Annotated in this window: 18 protein-coding genes; 5 read left to right on the top strand and 13 right to left on the bottom strand. The window is 59.9% G+C overall.

Going from position 1 to position 20,280, the window contains the following annotated elements:
• The first annotated feature begins 47 nt into the window (after positions 1-47).
• The gene (locus IFT57_RS00220) at positions 48-1,214 is read left to right on the top strand and encodes an MFS transporter (RefSeq protein ID WP_192149761.1); all 1,167 of its coding nucleotides are present in this window, start codon (positions 48-50) and stop codon (positions 1,212-1,214) included.
• A gap of 63 nt (positions 1,215-1,277) precedes the next feature.
• On the opposite strand, the gene IFT57_RS00215 is transcribed toward IFT57_RS00220, so the two are convergent.
• The gene (locus IFT57_RS00215) at positions 1,278-2,174 is read right to left on the bottom strand and encodes a LysR family transcriptional regulator (protein ID WP_192149759.1); all 897 of its coding nucleotides are present in this window, start codon (positions 2,172-2,174) and stop codon (positions 1,278-1,280) included.
• 103 nt (positions 2,175-2,277) lie between these two features.
• Here IFT57_RS00215 and IFT57_RS00210 point away from each other — a divergent pair, with 103 nt between their 5' ends.
• Both IFT57_RS00210 and IFT57_RS00205 read left to right on the top strand, forming a co-directional pair.
• Positions 2,278-2,772 carry a (R)-mandelonitrile lyase gene (locus IFT57_RS00210; protein ID WP_446731171.1) on the top strand — a complete coding sequence of 165 codons (495 nt, stop codon included), beginning with the start codon at positions 2,278-2,280 and terminating at the stop codon, positions 2,770-2,772.
• Between the two features lie 183 nt (positions 2,773-2,955).
• Complete coding sequence (locus tag IFT57_RS00205; RefSeq protein WP_192149755.1) at positions 2,956-4,017, top strand: diguanylate cyclase; 1,062 nt, start codon at positions 2,956-2,958, stop codon at positions 4,015-4,017.
• Between the two features lie 98 nt (positions 4,018-4,115).
• Here IFT57_RS00205 and IFT57_RS00200 read toward each other — a convergent pair whose 3' ends face one another.
• From IFT57_RS00200 to IFT57_RS00180, 5 genes are all read right to left on the bottom strand, one after another.
• Positions 4,116-5,531, bottom strand: a complete 1,416-nt coding sequence (locus IFT57_RS00200) for a hypothetical protein (protein ID WP_192149753.1) — start codon at positions 5,529-5,531, stop codon at positions 4,116-4,118.
• Entirely contained in the window at positions 5,531-6,904 is a 1,374-nt protein-coding gene (locus tag IFT57_RS00195; RefSeq protein ID WP_192149751.1) for a CHAT domain-containing protein, read from the bottom strand. Before IFT57_RS00195 ends, IFT57_RS00200 begins: the two co-directional genes overlap by 1 nt.
• A 2-nt stretch (positions 6,905-6,906) precedes the next feature.
• Positions 6,907-8,421: a hypothetical protein gene (locus IFT57_RS00190; protein WP_192149749.1), complete on the bottom strand. Its 1,515-nt coding sequence runs from the start codon at positions 8,419-8,421 to the stop codon at positions 6,907-6,909.
• A gap of 20 nt (positions 8,422-8,441) precedes the next feature.
• The gene (locus IFT57_RS00185; RefSeq protein ID WP_192149746.1) at positions 8,442-9,809 is read right to left on the bottom strand and encodes a hypothetical protein; all 1,368 of its coding nucleotides are present in this window, start codon (positions 9,807-9,809) and stop codon (positions 8,442-8,444) included.
• Positions 9,810-10,100: 291 nt separating this feature from the next.
• Positions 10,101-11,066, bottom strand: a complete 966-nt coding sequence (locus tag IFT57_RS00180) for a TIGR03571 family LLM class oxidoreductase (RefSeq protein WP_192149744.1) — start codon at positions 11,064-11,066, stop codon at positions 10,101-10,103.
• Positions 11,067-11,423: 357 nt separating this feature from the next.
• On the opposite strand from IFT57_RS00180, the gene IFT57_RS00175 reads away from it, so the two are divergent.
• The gene (locus IFT57_RS00175; RefSeq protein WP_192149742.1) at positions 11,424-13,448 is read left to right on the top strand and encodes a methyl-accepting chemotaxis protein; all 2,025 of its coding nucleotides are present in this window, start codon (positions 11,424-11,426) and stop codon (positions 13,446-13,448) included.
• 81 nt (positions 13,449-13,529) lie between these two features.
• Here the strand turns inward: IFT57_RS00175 and IFT57_RS00170 are convergent, their stop codons facing one another.
• From IFT57_RS00170 to IFT57_RS00140, 7 genes are all read right to left on the bottom strand, one after another.
• The gene (locus IFT57_RS00170; protein ID WP_192149740.1) at positions 13,530-14,153 is read right to left on the bottom strand and encodes an FMN-dependent NADH-azoreductase; all 624 of its coding nucleotides are present in this window, start codon (positions 14,151-14,153) and stop codon (positions 13,530-13,532) included.
• 67 nt (positions 14,154-14,220) lie between these two features.
• Positions 14,221-15,405 (bottom strand): DUF2252 domain-containing protein, encoded by a 1,185-nt coding sequence (locus IFT57_RS00165; RefSeq protein ID WP_192149737.1) that lies wholly within the window; start codon positions 15,403-15,405, stop codon positions 14,221-14,223.
• A gap of 173 nt (positions 15,406-15,578) precedes the next feature.
• On the bottom strand, positions 15,579-16,058 hold the full coding sequence (locus tag IFT57_RS00160; protein ID WP_192102238.1) for a helix-turn-helix domain-containing protein: 480 nt from the start codon (positions 16,056-16,058) through the stop codon (positions 15,579-15,581).
• Entirely contained in the window at positions 16,055-16,387 is a 333-nt protein-coding gene (locus IFT57_RS00155) for a type II toxin-antitoxin system HigB family toxin (RefSeq protein ID WP_122478623.1), read from the bottom strand. The genes IFT57_RS00160 and IFT57_RS00155 overlap by 4 nt, the downstream gene beginning before the upstream one ends.
• A gap of 145 nt (positions 16,388-16,532) precedes the next feature.
• The gene (locus IFT57_RS00150) at positions 16,533-16,991 is read right to left on the bottom strand and encodes a thiol-disulfide oxidoreductase DCC family protein (protein ID WP_192149735.1); all 459 of its coding nucleotides are present in this window, start codon (positions 16,989-16,991) and stop codon (positions 16,533-16,535) included.
• 141 nt (positions 16,992-17,132) lie between these two features.
• A complete protein-coding gene (locus IFT57_RS00145) occupies positions 17,133-17,492 on the bottom strand; it encodes a hypothetical protein (RefSeq protein WP_192149733.1) in 360 nt (119 codons plus the stop codon).
• A gap of 11 nt (positions 17,493-17,503) precedes the next feature.
• Positions 17,504-18,256, bottom strand: a complete 753-nt coding sequence (locus IFT57_RS00140) for a phosphatase PAP2 family protein (protein WP_192149730.1) — start codon at positions 18,254-18,256, stop codon at positions 17,504-17,506.
• A 349-nt stretch (positions 18,257-18,605) separates the two neighbouring features.
• Between IFT57_RS00140 and IFT57_RS00135 the strand changes: the two genes are divergently transcribed.
• A complete protein-coding gene (locus tag IFT57_RS00135; RefSeq protein ID WP_192149728.1) occupies positions 18,606-20,273 on the top strand; it encodes a phosphoethanolamine transferase in 1,668 nt (555 codons plus the stop codon).
• Positions 20,274-20,280: the final 7 nt, after the last annotated feature.

Genomic DNA, 20,280 nt, shown 5'->3' with positions numbered 1-20,280 from the left:
GCATGATTGAGGATCGTAGCATTGGCCGCACAGATAAGGAGCTTTCCATGCGCATCAATCCACCGCTAGTCGCGTTGTCCATCGGCGCCTTTGGCATCGGTGTTACCGAATTCGCCCCCATGGGTATGCTACCGGGTATCGCGGCAGACCTGGGTGTTTCCATCCCCGCTGCAGGCCTGCTGGTGAGTGCCTATGCCTTGGGCGTGCTGCTTGGCGCGCCCTTGATGACCCTGACCACAGGCCGGATCTCCAGGCGCCACCTGTTGATCGGGCTCATGGCAATTTTCACCCTGGGCAACCTGATGTCGGCGCTGGCGACCGACTACTACAGCCTCATGATCGCCAGGGTAGTCACCTCGTTGAACCACGGTGCGTTCTTTGGCGTGGGTGCGGTCGTCGCCGCCAGCGTCGTGGCTCCAGAAAAGCGCGCCGGCGCAGTTGCTGCCATGTTCATGGGCCTGACCCTGGCCACTATCGGGGGTGTACCGCTCGCCGCCTGGTTCGGCGAACTGTTCGGCTGGCGCACCGCGTTCTGGGGCATCACCGGCCTGGGCGTCGCTACCATGGCGGCGTTATGGTTCGCCTTGCCCAATCTGCCCGCGCCGGCCAGCGTCGGGGTGATGGCCGAAATCCGTGTGCTCGGCCGTGGGCCGGTACTCGGGGCCCTGGCCCTGACAGTGGTCGGCTCGGGTGCCATGTTCACGGTATTCACCTACATCGCTCCGATCCTGAGCAGTGAGACCCATGCGTCGACCGTCTTCGTCACCGCCATGCTGGTGCTGTTCGGCGTCGGGCTGACCCTGGGAAACATCTGGGGTGGCAGGTCCGCCGACCATTCCATCGACCGCACCCTGATCGTTTCATTGAGCGTGCTGATCGTGGTCCTGCTGGCGTTCACCGTGCTGATGCGGTGGCCGCTGCCGGCCGCAATCGCCATCCTGATCTGGGGCATTGCCAGCTTTGCCCTGGTACCGCCGCTGCAGATGCGCGTGATGGAAGCCGCCAGGGACGCCCCCAATCTGGCCTCGGCGGTAAACATCGGCGCCTTCAACCTCGGCAATGCGATTGGTGCCGCGCTGGGTGGCGCGGTCATCAATGCCGGGCTGGGCTACCCTGCGATCTCCCTGGCCGGAGCGGCAATGGCGACCCTCGGGCTGTTCATGGCGCTGGCTTTTGCGTGGCGCTCGCGAACTGCGATGGGTGCAGCTGTTTGATCTTGATTGGTCCCGGTCACACGCGGTATCCGCGAGGATGAAGGCATTCCCTTTCCTTCAGCATCAATCCGCCCGATACCGCAATGCCTCGACCAGCAACGTAAACGCCGGCGACGCTTGCCGGCGGCTTGGGTAATACAGGTGGTACCCCGGGTACCAGGGGCACCAGTCCTCAAGTACGACCTGCAGCTGCCCGCTGGCAATGTACGGCGCAGCCATGTCGTCAGGAATGAAGCTCAAGCCGAACCCGTCCAGGGCGGCGTCGAGCAGTTGGTACGCGCCGTTGTAGATGACCTGTCCAGACACCCGCACGTTGAGGGTTTCATCGTCCTTTTCGAACTCCCACGCATACAGTCCGCCGTGAGTGAGCAGGCGCAGGTTATTGCACAGATGGTTGGTCAGGCAGCGCGGTGTGACCGGGCGTTCGCGTCCGGCGAAGTAGGCAGGTGAACCCACCACGAGCATGCGCATGTCGGGACCGATGCGCGTGGCGATCATGCCATCGGCGACGGCCTCGCCCAGTCTCACGCCGGCGTCGAAACCCTGGGCCGCGATGTCGACGAAGTTGTAGTCGCAGCAGACTTCGATGGAGATGTCGGGGTACTTGGGCAGGAAGGTTTTCAGCACTGGGCGCAGAACCAGCTCCAGGGCATGGTCCATGGCGTTTATGCGGATGTTGCCGGCGGGGCGGTCGCGCAGTTCGCTGAGTGCCGCCAGCGCAACTTCGATATCGTCGAAGCTGGGGCCAACCGTGCTGATCAATCGCTGGCCAGCCTCGGTAGGGGATACGCTGCGGGTCGTGCGCGTCAGCAGCCTCAAGCCCAGGCGCGCTTCCAGCCCACGCACCGAGTGGCTGAGCGCAGACTGCGAAACGCCAAGCTTGCCGGCGGCCTTAGTGAAGCTGCGCTCTTTGGCCACCGCGAGGAAGGCGAGCAGATCGTTGGCGTTGTCGCGAAGCATTGATGAATACCGTTCATTTATCCATGCCGATCATAGTGGCTAATCAGAAGGATATCTAACTGATAGATTGAAAATCTTTGCGCAAGACACAGGAGGACTCTTGGTGAAATCACTCGCAGCCGCCGCGCTCTCATTGTCCTTGTTAACGTTTGAAAGCGAAGGAGCCCAACCCATGAAAGGCACTCAATCCCTCAACGTCACCGTAACACCCGCAGGCTCCCAGCCGTCCGCAGTCGGTCCCGCCGAATACTTTACCGGCAAGGTTCGGGTCGATGCGCCGTTCAAAGGCACTGACGGTGCTCGCATCGGCGGCGCCACGGTCACCTTCGAGCCCGGCGCGCGTACCGCCTGGCACACCCACCCGCTGGGCCAGACGCTGATCGTGACCGCAGGCGCCGGCTACGTACAGCAAGAGGGCCAGGGCCGCCAGCTGATTCGCCCCGGCGATACCGTGTGGATTCCTCCCCAGGTCAAACACTGGCACGGCGCGCGGCCCGATACTGGCATGAGCCATATCGCCATTGCCGAGGCGCTGGAGGGCAAGGTGGTGGATTGGCTGGAGCAGGTCAGCGATGCGGAGTATGGCGAGGCGCAGTAAGGCCAATGTCCAGCGTGCATTGGCAATAATAACCCGTGCACCGAACGGCTGCTGACTGCCAACCCGACTTGCTATAAAATCGATGCCAAAGTGCCATGCCGCTGGACGCTCAGTCTACAACCGGACAGCGGCACGTCCTTGCTCTGACAGGGCACATCGATAGCAAAGGCGGGGAGCCTTGGTATGCCGCTCAGTCGCCAGGAGTTGGGGAGAAGTTTCGCGCGCCGCATCTACGGACCGCGCTCGATAGGCTGCCTGCTCAGCGCGCTCTTCATCGGTGCAGTGTTGCTGGATCAGCCCGGCACGGCCACGTGGGTATGGGGAGCGATGTTGGCCAACCTCGTGGCCTGGCCAACCGGTGCGTACCTGCTCGCACGCAATGCCTTGGATCCCTTCGCTGCCGAACAGCGCAACCTCATGCTGGACGCCCTGTTCGCCGGCGGCTGGGCAGGGCTGATGGCGTTCAACCTGCTGCCGTCGGTGCTGCTGCTTGCCATGGTCGCCATGAACGCCATGGCCGCAGGCGGTTGGCGCCTGTTACGGGCCAGCGTTGCGCTGCAGGTTGTGGGTGTGCTTATGACGCTGAGCCTTGATGGGTTTGAGTTGTCGATGGCGACCACGGCGCTGCAGCAACTGGCCTGTCTGCCGATGCTGATTATCTACCCGCTGATCGTGGCCCGCGCCAGCTACGGCGTTTCGGTGCAACTGGCAGTGCACAAGAAGGCCTTCAAGCTGATCAGCAAGCTGGACGGCATGACTCGTCTGCTCCATCACGCTTCGTGGAGGGAAAAGCTTGACGAAATCTTCCCTCGCTGCAGGAGGGGCGAGGTGATGGCAATGCTGGCCTTGATAGACATCGACAACTTCAAGCGCATCAACGATGAGCACGGTCATCTGGTAGGCGATGCAATCATTGGCCGCCTGGCCAACCTGCTGCGTTCAGGGCTGGGGACTTCCGCCGTGCCGGGACGCTACGGCGGCGACGAGTTCTGTTTGTTGCTGTTCGATGTCAGCGTCCAGGAAGCGGCCCGGCAGTTGGACGACATTCGCCAACGATTCGCCGACTGGGCCGACCTGACCGTGCCCGTGGAGGTGACCCTGAGCATTGGCCTGGTGCCTTACTCCCACGAATACGCGAGCGAGCGAGACTGGATAAAAGCCACGGACGAAGCGCTGTATCGGGCCAAGCGCAGTGGCAAGAATCGGCTTTGTGTGCAGCCGTGGCCGGCCAGCGTTGAGGGCTGATGGCTGCTCATACTGCAAGCCCGGTTTGCCTATACATCTGCAGTAACCCGGCATAGCCCGATCACAAATGCCTGCGTTGACATTCAATATCGCAACCTTCAACCAAGCGCGAGCTTGGGCAGTGAAACCGTAGGATCGCCCAGGATTACCAAGGTCTGGCGATCCATAGCCACCAGTTGTCGATACAGCGCCCAGTTGCGCATGCCCGGTACGTTTTTATCGATCTGGTCAATCGCTTCTTGCCAGGCTCCGTAAAAGTGGCCTGCTTCTTTGTAGACCCCGCTCAGGGCATAACCTATCGGCGTGCGCGGGGCCTGACGATACAAGGCCGGGTAAAGTGCGTCACACACGGCGTAGGCCTGCGATTGGCCTGTCAGCGGGTCCTTGAGGGTCCAATCGAATGTCGGCTCCACATGGCCGACGAATGCGCGTAGCGGCGACGGCGCTCCAAGCAAGGCACGCGGCAGCGGTGCGATGCTTGGCCCGGCGCCCTCGGCGACGGCATTGAGCATTTGGCCGATGCGATTATCTGCATCAAACAGGCCGCGATACCGGGACTTCCCGTCTACACCGGCCGAGCAACAGGCGTGTGCGTACCAAATCGCGCCATTGGCCTTCCAGGGTAAAAGACCTGCAAGCGCGATGGGGCTGCCTGTTACATCCACGGGCAGCCCGAGCTGCGCGGCCAACGCGGTTTTATCGTCGAGCGGGCCGGTCATACCATGGCTGGTAGTCACCACCAACCCAGGCTGCCGTTCGCTCAGCGCAGCGTACAGCGAGGCGGCGGTGGCCGCGTCTTCCTTGAGCTGATGACGCCTGGGCAAGTCTGGATCGCTGCCGAAGCTTTCCCAGACCTTGTCCGCCACCACTCGGCACATCAGGGCGGTGATATCCCCCGCGCCTTGATTGACCTGCCAGATCAAGGGTGCAGCTGGATCGCAAGGTTGATGTTCCGCCCAATCGCCAATCAGTGCATTGACATAGTTCGCCAGACCTTCACCGGTCAAATCGAGGCGTCCTACGAACGTCGAGATGTTCAGAGCGTATTGGACGGCCCACGGAATTTGCCGCGGGCTGGCGTAGATCAACAGGTAGCGAGGTATGTGGCCTTCTTTGATCCCCGGTTTGAGCGAAAGCGACGAAAGATCTTCTGGTGATTTGCCGTCGGCGTAATATCGGCGCAAATAACCTTGCTGCAAGTCCTGCCGCCAGCGCAGGACCGGCGAGCCGGGTCTCGATGCCAGGAGCTGCTGGATAGGGAGTGGCGCATCTTCGGCGCCTGCTCGCTCGTGAGGCGACAGGTCGTCATTGTCGGGTAGCACCAACCCCCAGCCTACTTCTGGATGTTGCCACTCGCGCAGGTCGACCTCGCCAGGCGCCGCCAGCCACTGCGGCGGCTTATCGCCTTGGCGACGCTGGGCGAAAGGCGTGGTGGCACTCAAGTCACCTTCGACAGTGTGCTTGCCGCTCCAGGCGTTCACCTGGAGGGTTACAGGCCGCTCGATAAGAGTCATCAGATATTCCCATTGAGGTCAGGCCAAAGCTGCGCAGGTATCGATGGTTCTTTGGCGAGCAAACCAAGGACATCGGAACGCACTTGTGGCGGCGTGTCGGATGAAAAACCTTGCAAGACCTTTGCTATAGCGTCGATGCGTGTCTTGGTCTTCGCGTCTATCCGCGTGATTTTCAATGGGATGTCGCGCAGATAGACTATCGGCAAGCACCAACGGGCGAAGCCGTTGGGCAGGTCACTGTTCTTCGCACACGCGGTTCTATACAGCACCTCGCGTGCGGCTTTGACGGCCACGCTCAGGTCGATGATGATCGACTGACCTTGGTTGAGGCTTGCAGTGGCTTGATGAATGGTTTTAAGGGCGGATTCATAAAAAGATTCGGCGAACAGCTTGGCGTCCCGATAGTCGATGGGGTCTGCCATGCCGATCGTGATGGGGGATACCGACTTGGCCAGTGTCGCGGCCATGGATGAGAGTTTGGACACCGAGGCTGCGCCCGAACAGCAATTGAGCAAGGTAAACCAGGTGGTACCGGTCGCCGCCAGGCTTTGTTCGAGACGGTCGAGTGAAAGCCGTATCGAGCCTGGAGCGATGTTAGAATGATCAGGGTCCGCGTTTCTATCGTGATCGCTGATCGAAGCGAACTCGAGAAAAGCCTCGCCTTCCCGGATATCACCGTGGGCCAAGAAGTGCAGGATCTGCGCACGATCAGCCTTGAGGGACGCTTCAAACGCCAATGCATTGGCAGGGATAGGCCGGAGCTCAATAGCCTGCGTGCCGTCCAATAAGCTGGCAGCGGTATCGAGTAGTTGCTGTTCACCTACATAGAGATACGTTCGAATGTTCAGGCCTGACTGGCGTACGGTTTTCACCGCCTCGATCAGCGCCTTGCATTCATCAAGAGCATAGATACCGCTAGCGGACAGATACGCACTGAACGTGATGGTGCCGGAATAGTCGCGGGACTCGCTCAGAACAGGTGACCTGCCGCTGGCGATACGAAACATGTTGCAATTGTTCTCCGCCGATAGAAATAGTTTTGATACCGGATTGTAAAGTGCCTCCCAGCGATAAAGGGCCGCGGTCGAAGTGGTCATGTAGAAGGTCAGCGTTGTCGCGATTTTGTTTTGGTTGAATAGGCCCGCCAACTCCAAGGCAATCGGTCCATGAGCATTTAGCGCATCAAGAAGCGCCCGACCGTGGCCTGCCGCATCGTCTCGGGTGTTAATCGACATGGATAACGGCAATATTTGCGCCGGCATCGATGCGAATCGAAGCATTTGATCTGGATCATGCAGGCCGTGCCCTGTAAGTAAACGTACGCCCAAGGACGCGCCCGAATCGCAGATTTCTACCTTGACGAGATGGCTCATGGTCAAGACTCCTTGCCGTCGTGTTTGATATAGGACGCCACCACCGAGGAGATTTCGCTCAACGTTCGTTGTAGGGTCGTCGTGTCCACTTCGGCAGCTGAGTGTTCCGCAAGTGCGCTTCTGCACAAGGTGTCGTGACTGGCGAGTACATCGGTCGAAAGTCTACGAAGCTCCTCCAGGGCCGTAGACTCCAGAAACCGTTGGTAGGCGATTGCCCACCCGGGAGCCTGTTCAGGGATCGCGCTGGTTTTCGAAGTATCGAGCGCCAAGCTGGCCCGTGTGGCAAGGCTGGGGAGCGACGCCCGCTCTATCAGGGCTGTGTTCGTCACCAGCGCGTCGAAAGACCAGGCTGCACGCTTTGACTTGTCTTTGCGGGTGAAATCGGGATGGCAATAAACGAACCCATCCTCAAGCTTAGGCACCTCGTAACTCTGCTGGTCGAACAACAGTTTGCAGGCCTGTCGATAGCCATCGCGGTCATTCAGGCGGTGATACATCACAGCCCCGGTCTGGCGCTGTGCGAAAGTGTCGGCAACGTTAGCCATGGCCTGTGCATGTTCTGGGGCGGACGGCACGAATACCGTGGCCCAACTTCCGGCGCGGTTGAGCTGCAGATTCAGCTCATCGAGTTCCAGTGTGTGGTTGTACACCTGCATATCGCGTGAAGAGGGAGAGCTCGATAACACCAGTTCTGCCGCCGATTCATTCCACCGGCTGCGCCCAACCAGATACACGACATCAAGTGTGCTTCCATTCAGGCCCTGGATAATCCAGTTGACCCAGGCAATCGAAGCCATAGGCATGCCTGGAATGCTGAGATCCTGTTTGACCGCCTCATCACGTGTTGGCGCCAAAGAAGGGTCATGCAAGGTGATCTTGGGGTTATTGCCCAGTATGCGTAGGCATTCGAAGGCTGGCGCTGCGGCGAACACATGGACATGGCTCTGCTCCCTCGAGGATTGCTCGATAATTCCCAGGCAAATGGCGTCGATCATCGATAGCAGGGCCGTAGGATCGATAGGTGCGCAGGCATCAACGATAACTGCGCACTCGAGTACGTAGGGGCGCTGCGTGGGGCTGATCGGAGAGTCGGGCAGACGCAGGAGCGGTCTGCCCAATGCCGTACCGATTTGCTTCTCCCAATCCAGTGCGCCCAATATCCCGTAGGGCCTGCACAGGTTGAGCCAAAGTAGATTGGGTGTGCCGTTCTCCAAGCTGTGCAGGCGGTAGCGAAGATCTTCTTCGAGCGTGGGAGGAAGGCAGAGGGTGTAGTTGCGTACCTGATCGGCATTACGCTCGTGGCCGGCTTTCACAACGTCGGCGAATGGAAATTCCCAGGCAAGTGCTTCGGGCGTGTCATCGGACTCCGGTCTGGCTTGGCCGGGCGCGTACTGGCTGGCGGCCAGCTTGAAGTGGAGCATGGCGGGCTGGGTGAGTGCCAGCTTGATTGACAAGACGCTGGAACCGGGGCTTTCGACCGGCTTTGAACCCCTGTAAGCGCTGACGGCATCCAGCATTTTGCGTCGTCTTCTGCTGCTCATGGTTGCACCCCCGCGCGTAGTTGCAGGTACAACAGCCACGCAGTGATTGGGGTTGCGACATCGCCATGACCGTTAATGCGTTTGTCGATGGTGCCATCGAGGGCGAGCGGAGGATCGCCAAGGTGGATGCGCAAAGAGGTATCACCCGCCTCAGGCACGTTAGCGTGCGGAGCATCCGAGCCAGGTGGCCCATATCCGCCCAGCGCAGCGTACTTGTTGGGAGGCTTACCCGCCTGTTCGGACGGAGAGGCGGGGCGAGGCACGAATTCTCCTACATCCTTGTCTCGCAACAGAGCGAGGTGAAAGAAATCATGCAGTGGCCCATCGTGGCCGCTGTACGTGATCATCAGGGCTTGCCGAACGTTTGTCGCAACGTCACGGAAGGCACCATGTCGGTCAGGCTCGTCGGGTAAGGCCCGGGCCATGCACAAATAGGAAATCGCTGGCTGCAACAACAACACGGATTCGATTTTCTCGCCCTGATAGGAGGCCAGCGCCGACATCACGACTTTGGCGCCGAACGAGTGGCCAACCAGATGCAGAGGTACGAGCGGCGCGGCGGCTTTCAACTGGCTGAGCAGGGCACTTACGCCATTGGTCCCTACCGTGCCAGCACGGTCTTTCATCTGATAGAGGGAGGCGATCCGGATAGCATTGCGTGGATCGAAGATATCCAGGAGGCCGGCCGACTGCGGGTCACCTAAAGAACCAATCAAGGCATGCGCCTCGTCATTGGTGTCATCGGCGCTAACGCTCGACATTGTCAGGCGCTGGACCGAAGTGAGTGCCTTGAACAACTCACCTGCGTCAGGCGCTGTACTTTCCAAAGCCTCAGGAACATGCCCTCCGATGTTGCGCAATGCCCGGCTCAGCAGATCGGTCAGTTGTTTGGCCTGTGCTTGATCGAGTCGGGTGCTGGCCAGTAGCGATATCAGCCTCTGCCGATCGGGCACGGCTAAGTTGGCTGCCCATTCTTCGGCCAGACGTTGGCTCAGTTGCTCTTGCGGATCGGGTAACTCTGCAGCTACGGTTGCACTCGCGCTCCGCGGGCCGGTGTCGAAGGACATCCATGTACTGGGCCAGATAACGCCGACGAACAACAATGGGATAGTCGGCGGATGATCTGCAAAGTGTCGCTGAAGCTCAAAGAGAAAACGACGGTACAAACCAGTTGCATCGCCGTACTCGTTATTCCAGCCGTGGGAAAATAAAACAATGGCAGGTGGAGGAGTGTCGTGCAGATGTTGTAAAAGTGCCTGTTGCGTCTTTTTCGATTCGCAGTTGCCGTGCTTATCAAACTTCAACAACCACGTTTGGAAGTTGACGCCGTCAAGTTTGACGGGTCCGATGATTGGATCGGACATGGTCCGAACTCCTTCGATCGAAGGCAGCGTCCAGCTGTCGTGGACTGCGGGTATTTCGGGCGTTGCATATTCTAGAAGTGTTCGACATGCCAGACGTGCGCTTCATGAAACCACGTAGAGTCATGGCGAATGGCGCTGGGCGGGTATCTGGCATGCTGATTATAGACAGTGGTTCCAAATAGCAAGGACGACCGGCTGTCACGCTGACCAACGGTTACAGTGACTACACGGCGTCTCCTGCTGAATGCCGCAGGCTGACCCTTGCTGCGTGATGTTTACACAGCCGCCGAATCAGCCCTCCACCGCAAACTCTGGAAGCACATACTCCTGCAGTTCCGCAATCACCTCCAGCGCCGGGCGCCGTGTTGGCTTGAGGTTCAAGGCAACATGGTTGACGCCGGCATCGCGTTGGCGCGCGAAGAACGCCTTGAGGGCATGACGGCCGCCGCGCAGCACTCGACCGGTCTGCAACGGTGCGTTGGCATCGGTGTCCAGGTCGAACATCGCGCCATAGCCGAACGGCACGAAACCGCGGGCAGCGGTCACCTCGCGCCAGTGCGGCACCACTTCGGACATCCGCTGCGCATCGCCGTGCCAGATCCAGGCGTCGACGTGTTCGCCCAGCCACTCCAGGCTCTGGCCGGCACGGCCGATGGCGATGATGGGAATGCGTGAAGCCGCTGGCTTGGGTACCAGGTCGATGTCGCCTCGCAGATGGCCGAAATGTTCGGTTTTCAAGCGCGGGAAGGACACCGAGGTCAGGGTCTTGATCAAGCCCACCGCTTCGCGATAGCGCTCGACGCGGGTGGCGAAATCGACGCCGAAGGCCGGGTATTCGGTGGGCCGGTCGCCGGAGGCCATGCCGGCCAGGAAGCGCCCGCCCAACAGTTGGTCGGCGGTGGTGATCTGCTTCGCGGTAATGACCGGCTCGCGCAGGGGCGTGACGAACCCGGCTGTGCCTATGGCGATCCGCTGGGTGAGTGCGGCCAGCCAGCCGGCGTATACCAGCGGGTCCATCACCTGGCCGGTGTCACCGAACGAAGGGTCGTAGAACGGCACATCGCGCAGCCACAAGGCTGCAGCGTCACCGCGGTCGAGGCTTTGTACGATCTCGGCCTGATCGGACAAACCCGGAAAGGGGCTGTCGGGGTAGCCACTGGCGGGGGAAATGAAACCAATGGTCAATTGACCCTGTTGGAAGGTGCGGCTGAACGCGTCGTGGCCAGCCAGATCGTGCGATTGATTGTCCTGATTCACAGTGCCTGCCCCAAGATCCAAGAGATGACACCAGTCTAACGCTCGGCCTGATGCCCGTTTCCGACCTTTTGGATCGACACTGATGAATAACTTTCCCCAATCAGCGTAGTGTGTCTATCAAGAATAGAGTGATGCCATAAGGACATCACTCTTTAGGATAAGTTCAAAAGCTTTACAATAAAATTAATTTGTACAACCTTCTGTAAAGTTCTTCGGATCGCTACCGATACGCACGTTTGACCGCAGAACAATTGTGCGCAGCCACATGGGCCGAACAGAGCCCAGGCGTCCGAGAAATGGACCGTTCTCACCCCAAGACCCATTACGAACCGTCCCATTTCGGGCTGTGAGAACCTCATGAACATCCTTGCTCCTGCCGTAGCACTGGCCAACCGATTACGCTTTCCGACGAAGTTTGCGGTACTGGCCATCATCGTCCTGGTTCCCCTGGCGCTGCTGGGCACCCGTTTCATCATTCAAATCAACGAGAGCCTTGCGGTCATCCGTTCGGAGCAGGCAGGCCAGCGTTACCTGCTGGACGTCACGCCCATCCTGCGCTTGTCCATGATGCAGCGCGCCCAGAGCAATCGCCTGCTCAGCGGTGATTCGACTGCGCAAGCCGATGTACTGGCCAACCAGGCCAAGCTGGAAGATGCATTCTCGAAACTGGCCGCCACGGACCGCCAGTTCAACGAGCCGCTGGAAACCGGTGACCGCGTCCAGGATCTGCACGCAGCAGCCACGCGGTTGATGGCGCAGGCCAAGCCGGGTGCCGACCAGAGCGGCGTGTTCGATGCGTGGAACGACCAACTCACCGAGACGTTGAATTTCGTCTACTACGTGTCGGCTACATCGGGGATGGTGCTGGATGAAGATTACGCATCGCTGTTCATGATCGACCAGAGCACCTTGCGCCTGCCCCGCCAGATCAACATCGTCGGGCAACTGCGTGGGCTCGCCAGCGGCCTGCGTGAAGGGCAGGTGTTGAGCCCGGCTACGCGCGGCGTGATCAAGTCGATGCTCAAGAACGAACTGCTGATCCACAAGGAACTGCAGCAAAGCCTGGCCTTGCTGCGTCGCCGTGAGCCTGCGCTCGCCGATCGGATCCAGGCACCCATCAGCAGCGCTTTCGCAAGCCTTGAGGGCTTCCGTGCGGACCTCGAGGCAGTGACGTCCTCTACCAGCGATACACTGGGCAACGTGCAGAACGTACCCGCCAAGGGCAATGCAGTGGTGGCTGAGTTGTACAAGGCCCAGGACACCCTCCAGGTGGAGTTGCTGAATCGGCTGGAACATCGTGTCGAGGAAAAGAATGCTCAACGCCAGTTCATCATCGGCATGTTCGTGCTTGTCGGCCTGCTGCTGGTGTACGTGTACTGCGGCATCTACAGCGCCATGCGGCGTACCATTCAGGATGTGCTGTTGGCCACCCAGCTCATTGCCCAAGGCGACCTGAGCACGCGCGTCCAGGTCCGCGGCAAGGATGAAATGGCCGACGTAGGCAACAGCCTGAATCATATGGTGCAGGCCTTCAGTGGTTCGCTGGCTCAGGTCGAGCGCAGCTCGCAGTCGGTGTCCGACGCCGCCACGCGCATGGGTGTGTCCATCGACCGCGCCAAACGCTCGATGAACACCCAGCAAAGCGAAACCGAGCAGGTGGCCACGGCCATCAACGAAATGACCACCAGCGTTGCCGACGTCGCGCAGAACACCGAAGGTGCTGCCCACGCGGCCGAACAGGCCAGCCAGTCTTCCCATGCCGGGCTGGCGCAGATGCACGAAACCAAGGTCACCATCGAGGCCCTGGCCGACGAAGTGGAGCGCAGCGCGCAGAAGGTCTCGGCGCTTGCCCAGCACAGCCAGCAGATCGGTGGGGTCATCGAAGTGATCCGCAACATTGCCGACCAGACCAACCTGCTGGCCTTGAACGCCGCCATCGAAGCCGCCCGTGCGGGTGAGCAGGGCCGCGGCTTCGCGGTGGTCGCCGACGAGGTGCGGACCCTGGCATCGCGTACGCAAAACTCCACCGAAGAGATCCGCCGGATCATCCAGGAACTGCAATTGGCTACCGCTGCCGCCGTCGAGCAGATGAAGGCTGGCAAGCAGCGCGCCCAGGAATGCCTGCAGTCCGCCGATGCGGCCTCGATCAGCCTGGATGCCATCAGCGATGGCGTCGAGCAGATCGTCGGCATGAACACCCAGATCGCCAGCGCGGCCGTTCAGCAGCACGCCGTGTCGGAGGACATCAACCGCAACGTGACCGAGATTCGCAATGGCAGCCTGGCGTTGATGGAAGGTATCGAAGACAACGCCGTGACTGCAGAAGAGCTATCACTGCTTGCAACCGAGCTGCGCACCGTGGTGGCGCGGTTCAAGCTATAGGAAGGCGCGCCGGGGCGGCGCCGATCTGCGCCCAAGGGCAAATCGGCGCGCTGTGGTCCATCGAAGCTGACAGTCGGAGCGCTACAGCGATGCAGCCAGCTTGGTGGCCGCATCCAGGGCGGCGTTGAAGCTGGCCTCGGCCGTTGCGGCATCGCCCAGCGTCGCTTCCGACTCCACCGTGTCGATGGCTGGAATCCCCACCATGCGTGCCCAGGTTCTGAGGAATGCAACCTGATGGTCGTAGTCCTCGGTGGGGTAGTCTTCGCCCAGCACCACCCCACGGGTGGCGAGCACCACCACCTTCTTGCCCTTGAGCAGGCCGCACATGCCCTGTTCATCGAAATCGAACAGCACGCCGCGCTGTGACACCGAGTCGATCAAGTGCTTGAGACGATAGGGCACACCGAAATTCCACATCGGCACACTGAAGACAATCACATCGGCGCGATGGAAGCGCTCGCCCAAGGCGTGGATCTGTTTCCACACGGCCGCCTGTTCGGCATTCATTTCCACGCCTTCGAGGTCGGCGTACTTGGCATTCAACGCGGGACCGTCGAAAGGCAGCAGATCGGTGGTCCACACATCCAGCACGTCGACGGTTGCGTCAGGCTGATGGGAGGCGACGGTTTCCAGGTAGCGCGCGGCCAGTTTCAGCGAGGCGGAACGCTCGCCACGCGGAGAGCTGGCAATGTGAAGAATATGCATACTGGGGTTTCCTTTGTGGCGCAGCTGCGCGGGGTTTCGATTTAGTCCTGTGCGCGAGCGCCGATGTTCAATTCTGCAAAGCGTACCGTCGGCAGTGCTCCAGGTACCCTTGCTCATGACTGCCCACCAGATGAACCACGCTGGACCACAGCCAGGACGGCGCGTCCAGCGTATTCGAGCGATTGGTCTGCAGCTCGCGCATCCAGTCAGCCCTGGTCGAAAGGTCCATCTGCCGTGCGTGAGCGGCACCCACGACCCTGGCCAAGTAACTCGCCGCGCGCATGGCTTGGGTTTCGCTCAACTGGTCGAGCTCAAGCTTCATGTCCTGAGGCAGCAGTTCACGAATGAAGAAGCCATGGTCGAGCATCCGCGTGGCCAGCATCCGATTGCCCAAGCCGGGCGACAGATGCCGGGCGCCTTCGACCACGCGCCGGCCGTTATCGCGCGGCATGCCTGCACGAACCGTGCGCGGCGCCGCAGCGGCGACCGCTTCCTTGATGTCCAGCAGACACAGTTCCTGGTCATCGTCGTCGCCCACGCCGAGCAGCACGGCATAGCGCTTGAGGCCCAGGGAGCTGCAACCCTTGACCCAATACGCCGAATCCAGCAGTTCCACGCTGTCACTCCCCGAGCGCCCTTTGAGGGAGGTGACCAAAGCATGGATCTCGTCGGTGGCGCACAGGGTCTTGATAGCGCTGCGCTCGGCCTTGGACAGGGCCCAGAAATGCTTGCCCAGCGGAATCGTCGGGCGCATGTCTTCGATGCGTTCCTGAGCCAGGTGTTTCCAGGTGCGCTGAACAGCGCTGCGCATGCCGGCCTTGACCTGTGCAGGGCGCTGCGGCTGTTCGTCCTGGTTGTTTTCGAAGGCTTGCTCGTAGCCCACCATCATCTCTTCGAGCATGCGCGCGGTGGCCACGCCGGGCAGGTCCGAACCGCGAGCCGCGGTCGCCAGCGACAAGCCGAGCCGAACCAGGTCGTGGACAGGGTTGCCGATCACGGTCTGGTCCAGGTCGCGGATATGGATGTCGATACGACCCTTCAAATCGCCGGTCGGGCCGAGGTTGCCGGCGTGACAGTCGCCACAGATCCACACTGGCGGCCCACTGGGCAAGCGCCGACCGGACTGGGACTGCAGCCATTCATAGAACTGCACGGTACTGCCGCGCACATAGGCATGCGCGGATCGGGCCATCTTCAAATTGCGCAGTTGCTCGAGGGGTTCCAGGCGTGCGGCAGGACGGGGCGTTTTCATGGAATAGTCTTTGGGGGAAAGACTATGGAGTGGTTATCCGAGGTGCATGTTTCAAAATGTTTCTAGTTTTTTGTCCGGGCAAAAACACGACGAGAAGTGCATATGGCTGTGCCAGGCGCTGAGCCGTTCGATGCCGGCCGGCATGAGGCCACCGGCGCAGATGGGTGCAGGGTTCATCCAATACGCGTGGGCTTGGATTCCTCGATGAATACATCTGGCTTGGTATGGAAGCGCTGTGCCAGCGCATAGGCCATCTTGTGGCTGATGGGGCGCGTCCCGGCCAGCACCTTTGACACCACATGCTTATCGCCAATTTCGGGCAAATCCGAACCGGTAAGCCCCAGCATCTCCATGAAGTCACGCAACAGCTGCACGGCAGTGCTGGTGGGTTTCAAATGGGCGTTGATGGCCTCGAACTGCTGCGAATCACGCTCGTAATTCAGAAGCGCATCCTCGAGCTCGACCAGTACCTGCTCTTCATACTTGTTCAGGGTGTGGCCATCAGTCAGCTCGTCGAGCAACGCAGACGCAAGCGCGTATTCAGCGGGGCTATGGATGCCGCCAACGAACGACTCACGTAGCTGCTCAACCAATACTTGAAGGCTTTCCAAGGCAGCACGGATGCTTTGAGGATCTTGAAGTACGGTGGTCATGGTTTCGCCCCCTGGTTGTTTCTGGCATACCAGTTATTTGCAGCGTCATATTCAGCATGGGTATAGATGTGTTTGACGTACAGCTTTTGTCGCTTGTAATTGACGCCTGCGATCAATCTCAATTTGTTGCCGCCGATATCGATCACAACCCACCCCACCTGTGCCCGGGGCTTGAATAGATCCAACCGGCTCCCAAACAGGTCTGCCAGATCGTTGTAACAGCTGGGTTCCAATGCACACAGAATTCGATAGCAGGCTTTGAGGGCAGTGGCGCAGGTAGGGTGCCTACGGCATGCGTCGTCAAATCGATCCTTCTTCAGAACATCCATATGTTTTCCTGGCGTTTATCGTCATGATACGCCAGTTGTCATTTTTGGCAACCTCAAGCCGGCCGTAGCAGTGATGTGCAAGCTAGGGCCCCAAGCATTTGCATGTCAGCCATCAACCCTATGACGAGCCAAGTCGGAACTGCTCTCAACGCGGCCCGGACGGTGGCGGCTTTCGCCCGGTACTATCCGCTTCGGGAACTGCACAACTGCCGTTCCTGCAGCGAGCACTGCCGTCCGGGTGGGGCAGCCAGGCCAGATGCGGACGCCAGCGGCAGAACAGCCTATAGCCAACGTTGAACAGCGGCCTGGCCCACCGCCAGGACAATGGCGCGGCCCATAGGCCAAGGCCCGCGGCGCGCCAGCTCCAGAGGGTCGCGTCCAGGCCGGTGACCCATGTTCCATCGCTGAACCGGGCATGAAGCAACGACTCCATGTGCGCATGGGTGAAGCCCAAGGATTGAGCGTTGAACGCCGGATCGCTGATATCGATGAAATGCAGGCGTTCGGGCAAGGCACGCGCCCTCAGAACCTTGATTTCGTGGGCGCAGAGGGGGCAGTCACCGTCGAAGTAGAGGGTCAGCGGCCACTTTATGCTGTCGTGCATCGATGAGTGTCCTGGGTGGGTGTGCGAATGAAATGTCTGAAATCGAGCGAGGTGTGCTTGATTGGAATAGACACCCGGTTCTCCCTTTCACTCGTTTTTTTTCGTTAGCGCGCAGATTGTTCCGCGCAAAAGCGCGTTCGATCAGCGCCCAAGCGCCTTGCCCCACCCCTGATCCTTTGCGTGGCGCCAATCGCGGTCTTCCTTGCTGTCGATGCCGACATGCCGTTGGAAGTCAGCGATGGCGCTGGCTTGGCATTGCCGGAAGCCGTCGTCCCAGCCGGTGGCGTATTGGCGATCCGAAAGGTAGACAGGCACGTTCTTGCGAAATTCGCCCAAGGCTTGCGCGGCGTGCCGACCACTGCTGCAGCCGTCTTCGAAGCCGGTAGCGAAGGGGGCAGGGTAGCCCTCGGCCAATAGCTGCTCCCGGGTCGTTTGGCAGGCGCTCAACACTACTGCCGATAAGGCCAGGCTCAGCAGCACCCCGGCTCGTCTACCAGTCATCCATAGGGCGTTCATCGCCGGTGTCCCTCGGGCACAAGGGCCGCATCCGGCACAGGTGAAGGCTGTGTCGAGGGGCGGTAGAGAATCCAGCGATAACACAGCACGCAAATCACCCAATCGATCAGCAGCGTCCAGATGTTATGGGAAAGGAAGTGCGCACCTTGCGCCATTCGCCCTAGCGAAAAGACCGATCCCAGTGTCAGCGCCACCGCCAGTGCGATTCGCGCAGTGCGTGGGCGGCGATCGCGCCAGAAAAAGAACAGGGCAAGCAGCGAGAAGCCGCTCGACGCATGGCCGCCGGGCCAGCACAGACCAGGCTTTTCCGTTGCGGCGCGGGGGCTGAGCAACGGTGTATAGGTTTCCTGGCCGCCGAACTCCTTCAGGCTCCAGGGGCAATGCACGGCTGTCAGCACCTTGAGCGGCATGACCACCGACGTCGTCAGCGCCATCGCCAGCACCACATACCCCAATGGTCGACGCCATTGGCGCAGGCGCGTGGCCCACAGACTTCCCACGAAACCTGCAAGTGCAAGTACGGCAAAGGCGATCACCGCCTGCTTGGCGCGATCATGCAGAATGTTTTCCAGCCAGTAGCTCTGGCGTCCGATGAAGCCAACCCCCGGCACGTAGAAGATCTGCGCCAGGGCGAAGTCGAGGGCGGGCGGATACAGCCACAGCATTGTTGCCATCAGCACGAGCGGAATGCCCAGCGCCAATCGAAAGTCAAAATGGCGGGACTCAGGAACAGGTAATGCGATAGCCATGACAGGCTCCGATCCAGTGATGAAGAACAGGTGAAAGTTATGTGGGGAATTAACGACGACGGCCTGTCATCAATGGATCCATTGGCCGCTTGCGTTACGAGCGACGATAAGTTCGCAGCGATCAGAACGACGTAAATGAACTGTGAAAAATACGTCGAGAATGGCCGTCACTCCTACTGACCAAAAAGACCGCACTCCTGTAGTCCAACGGGCAGCTTGAAACGGACTCGCGGCGAGCTTTTCCTCGCGAATCTTTCACGAAAATTTGAATTATCCGCGTCTAGAGTCCGCACCATCGACAACCGTAGCACGGCGCACGGCTCGCTTCTTTGCCCGACGGCAGACTCCCATGTTCAAACTGAAAGCTATACGCCCGGAAACCGCGACGGTGCTTGCCAGTGTCTTTCTGCTGGCGGTGTTCAACGTGCCCCTTTGGCAGCATCTGGCCGCAATCACCGGAGAGGGTGGCGCAGGAACACAACTTGCACTGGCGTTCGCCATCATGTTGCTGGGCGCGTTCAATATCGTACTGACGCTGTTGGCTTTTCCGAAGATATTCAAGCCGGTATTGACGGTGCTGTTTGTCACCAGTGCGAGTGTCGCCTATTTCATGAATCAATACGGCGTTCTCATGGACGTTGGCATGCTTCGCAACCTGGTCGAAACCAATATCACCGAAGTGGAGGGCCTGTTGTCGCCGACGCTCTGGGCCTATCTTTTAGTGTTGGGCGTATTGCCGTCGGTGCTGTTGTGGAAAACGCCCATTCGCTACCGCAAAGTGCATCGCGAGTTGTTCAGCAAAGTGCTGGCAGGCACGGGTTCGGCGGCGGTGATTGCCGCGGTCGCGCTGCTGGACTATCAGGGCCTGTCGTCACTGCTGCGCAATCACCACGAGTTGCGCCTGATGGTGGTGCCAAGCAATTACATCGGTGCCTCGATCGCCTATGTACGCGAACAAGTGTCGACGGCACAACAGCCATTCAGGTCCATCGGCGAAGACGCTGTGCGGGCCGTCAACGTGGCCAGCCATTCGCCCAAGTCACTGACCGTACTGGTGGTGGGCGAAAGCGCACGCGCCGAGAACTTCGGAATCCTTGGCTATCAACGCGAGACCACGCCGCAACTGAGCAAGGAAGCTGGCCTGGTGGCCTTTACCGACATGCATTCCTGCGGAACCGAAACGGCGGTTTCCGTCCCTTGCATGTTCTCCAACATGGGCCGCAAGCAGTACAGAGCGGACATCGCGAAAAACCAGGAAGGCTTGCTCGACGTGCTCAAACGCTCGGGGCTGGATGTGGTGTGGTGGGACAACCAGTCCGGCTGCAAGGGCACCTGCGATCGGGTCACGCTGCTGGACGTCAGCCATGGCAAGGATCCAGCGTTGTGCGCGAACGGCGAGTGCAGGGATGAAATCCTCCTGCAAGGTCTGCAGGCCTTCATCGACCATTTGAGCAAGGATACCGTTCTGGTATTGCACCAGATGGGTAGCCACGGGCCCGAATATTACAAGCGCTACCCCCAGGCGTTCGAGACATTCACGCCGGTGTGCAAGAGCAATGCGCTGGATGCGTGCAGCAGAGAAAGTATCGTCAACGGCTATGACAATACCGTGCTGTACACTGATCATGTGTTGGCACGGCTCATCGATGTACTGCGCAGCAATCAGGACCGTCTGGCCACTGCGATGATCTATCTGTCGGATCATGGCGAGTCGTTGGGCGAATACAATCTGTTCCTGCACGGCACCCCTTACATGCTCGCACCCGAGCAGCAGAAACATGTGCCACTGCTGGTATGGCTTTCCGAAAGTTATCAGCGCGCGCTCACGGTCGACAGCCGCTGCCTGCAGCAGACGCGCAACGAACCGCTGAGTCAGGACAATCTCTTTCACTCGATGCTAGGCTTGTTGCGAGTACAGACTCGGGTATACAGCCCTGCGCTGGATATGTTTGCCAGTTGTAGAGGTACCCGCGTTGCCGTCGATGCCAAGGCCAGCCAGGTAGCATTGGGCGAGTGAATTGCAG

Origin of the sequence: Pseudomonas sp. CFBP 13719 (assembly GCF_014842095.1) — a bacterium.
GTDB lineage: Bacteria > Pseudomonadota > Gammaproteobacteria > Pseudomonadales > Pseudomonadaceae > Aquipseudomonas.
This window is presented reverse-complemented; position numbering and strand designations above follow the sequence as displayed.

What these genes read in the sequence shown, in the direction of transcription:
- IFT57_RS00220 (WP_192149761.1), top strand. Translation starts at nt 48, where the DNA reads ATGCGCATCAATCCACCGCTAGTCGCGTTGTCCATCGGCGCCTTTGGC.
- IFT57_RS00215 (WP_192149759.1), bottom strand. Translation starts at nt 2,174, where the DNA reads ATGCTTCGCGACAACGCCAACGATCTGCTCGCCTTCCTCGCGGTGGCC.
- IFT57_RS00205 (WP_192149755.1), top strand. Translation starts at nt 2,956, where the DNA reads ATGCCGCTCAGTCGCCAGGAGTTGGGGAGAAGTTTCGCGCGCCGCATC.
- IFT57_RS00200 (WP_192149753.1), bottom strand. Translation starts at nt 5,531, where the DNA reads ATGACTCTTATCGAGCGGCCTGTAACCCTCCAGGTGAACGCCTGGAGC.
- IFT57_RS00195 (WP_192149751.1), bottom strand. Translation starts at nt 6,904, where the DNA reads ATGAGCCATCTCGTCAAGGTAGAAATCTGCGATTCGGGCGCGTCCTTG.
- IFT57_RS00190 (WP_192149749.1), bottom strand. Translation starts at nt 8,421, where the DNA reads ATGCTGGATGCCGTCAGCGCTTACAGGGGTTCAAAGCCGGTCGAAAGC.
- IFT57_RS00185 (WP_192149746.1), bottom strand. Translation starts at nt 9,809, where the DNA reads ATGTCCGATCCAATCATCGGACCCGTCAAACTTGACGGCGTCAACTTC.
- IFT57_RS00175 (WP_192149742.1), top strand. Translation starts at nt 11,424, where the DNA reads ATGAACATCCTTGCTCCTGCCGTAGCACTGGCCAACCGATTACGCTTT.
- IFT57_RS00170 (WP_192149740.1), bottom strand. Translation starts at nt 14,153, where the DNA reads ATGCATATTCTTCACATTGCCAGCTCTCCGCGTGGCGAGCGTTCCGCC.
- IFT57_RS00165 (WP_192149737.1), bottom strand. Translation starts at nt 15,405, where the DNA reads ATGAAAACGCCCCGTCCTGCCGCACGCCTGGAACCCCTCGAGCAACTG.
- IFT57_RS00160 (WP_192102238.1), bottom strand. Translation starts at nt 16,058, where the DNA reads ATGACCACCGTACTTCAAGATCCTCAAAGCATCCGTGCTGCCTTGGAA.
- IFT57_RS00155 (WP_122478623.1), bottom strand. Translation starts at nt 16,387, where the DNA reads ATGGATGTTCTGAAGAAGGATCGATTTGACGACGCATGCCGTAGGCAC.
- IFT57_RS00150 (WP_192149735.1), bottom strand. Translation starts at nt 16,991, where the DNA reads ATGCACGACAGCATAAAGTGGCCGCTGACCCTCTACTTCGACGGTGAC.
- IFT57_RS00145 (WP_192149733.1), bottom strand. Translation starts at nt 17,492, where the DNA reads ATGACTGGTAGACGAGCCGGGGTGCTGCTGAGCCTGGCCTTATCGGCA.
- IFT57_RS00140 (WP_192149730.1), bottom strand. Translation starts at nt 18,256, where the DNA reads ATGGCTATCGCATTACCTGTTCCTGAGTCCCGCCATTTTGACTTTCGA.
- IFT57_RS00135 (WP_192149728.1), top strand. Translation starts at nt 18,606, where the DNA reads ATGTTCAAACTGAAAGCTATACGCCCGGAAACCGCGACGGTGCTTGCC.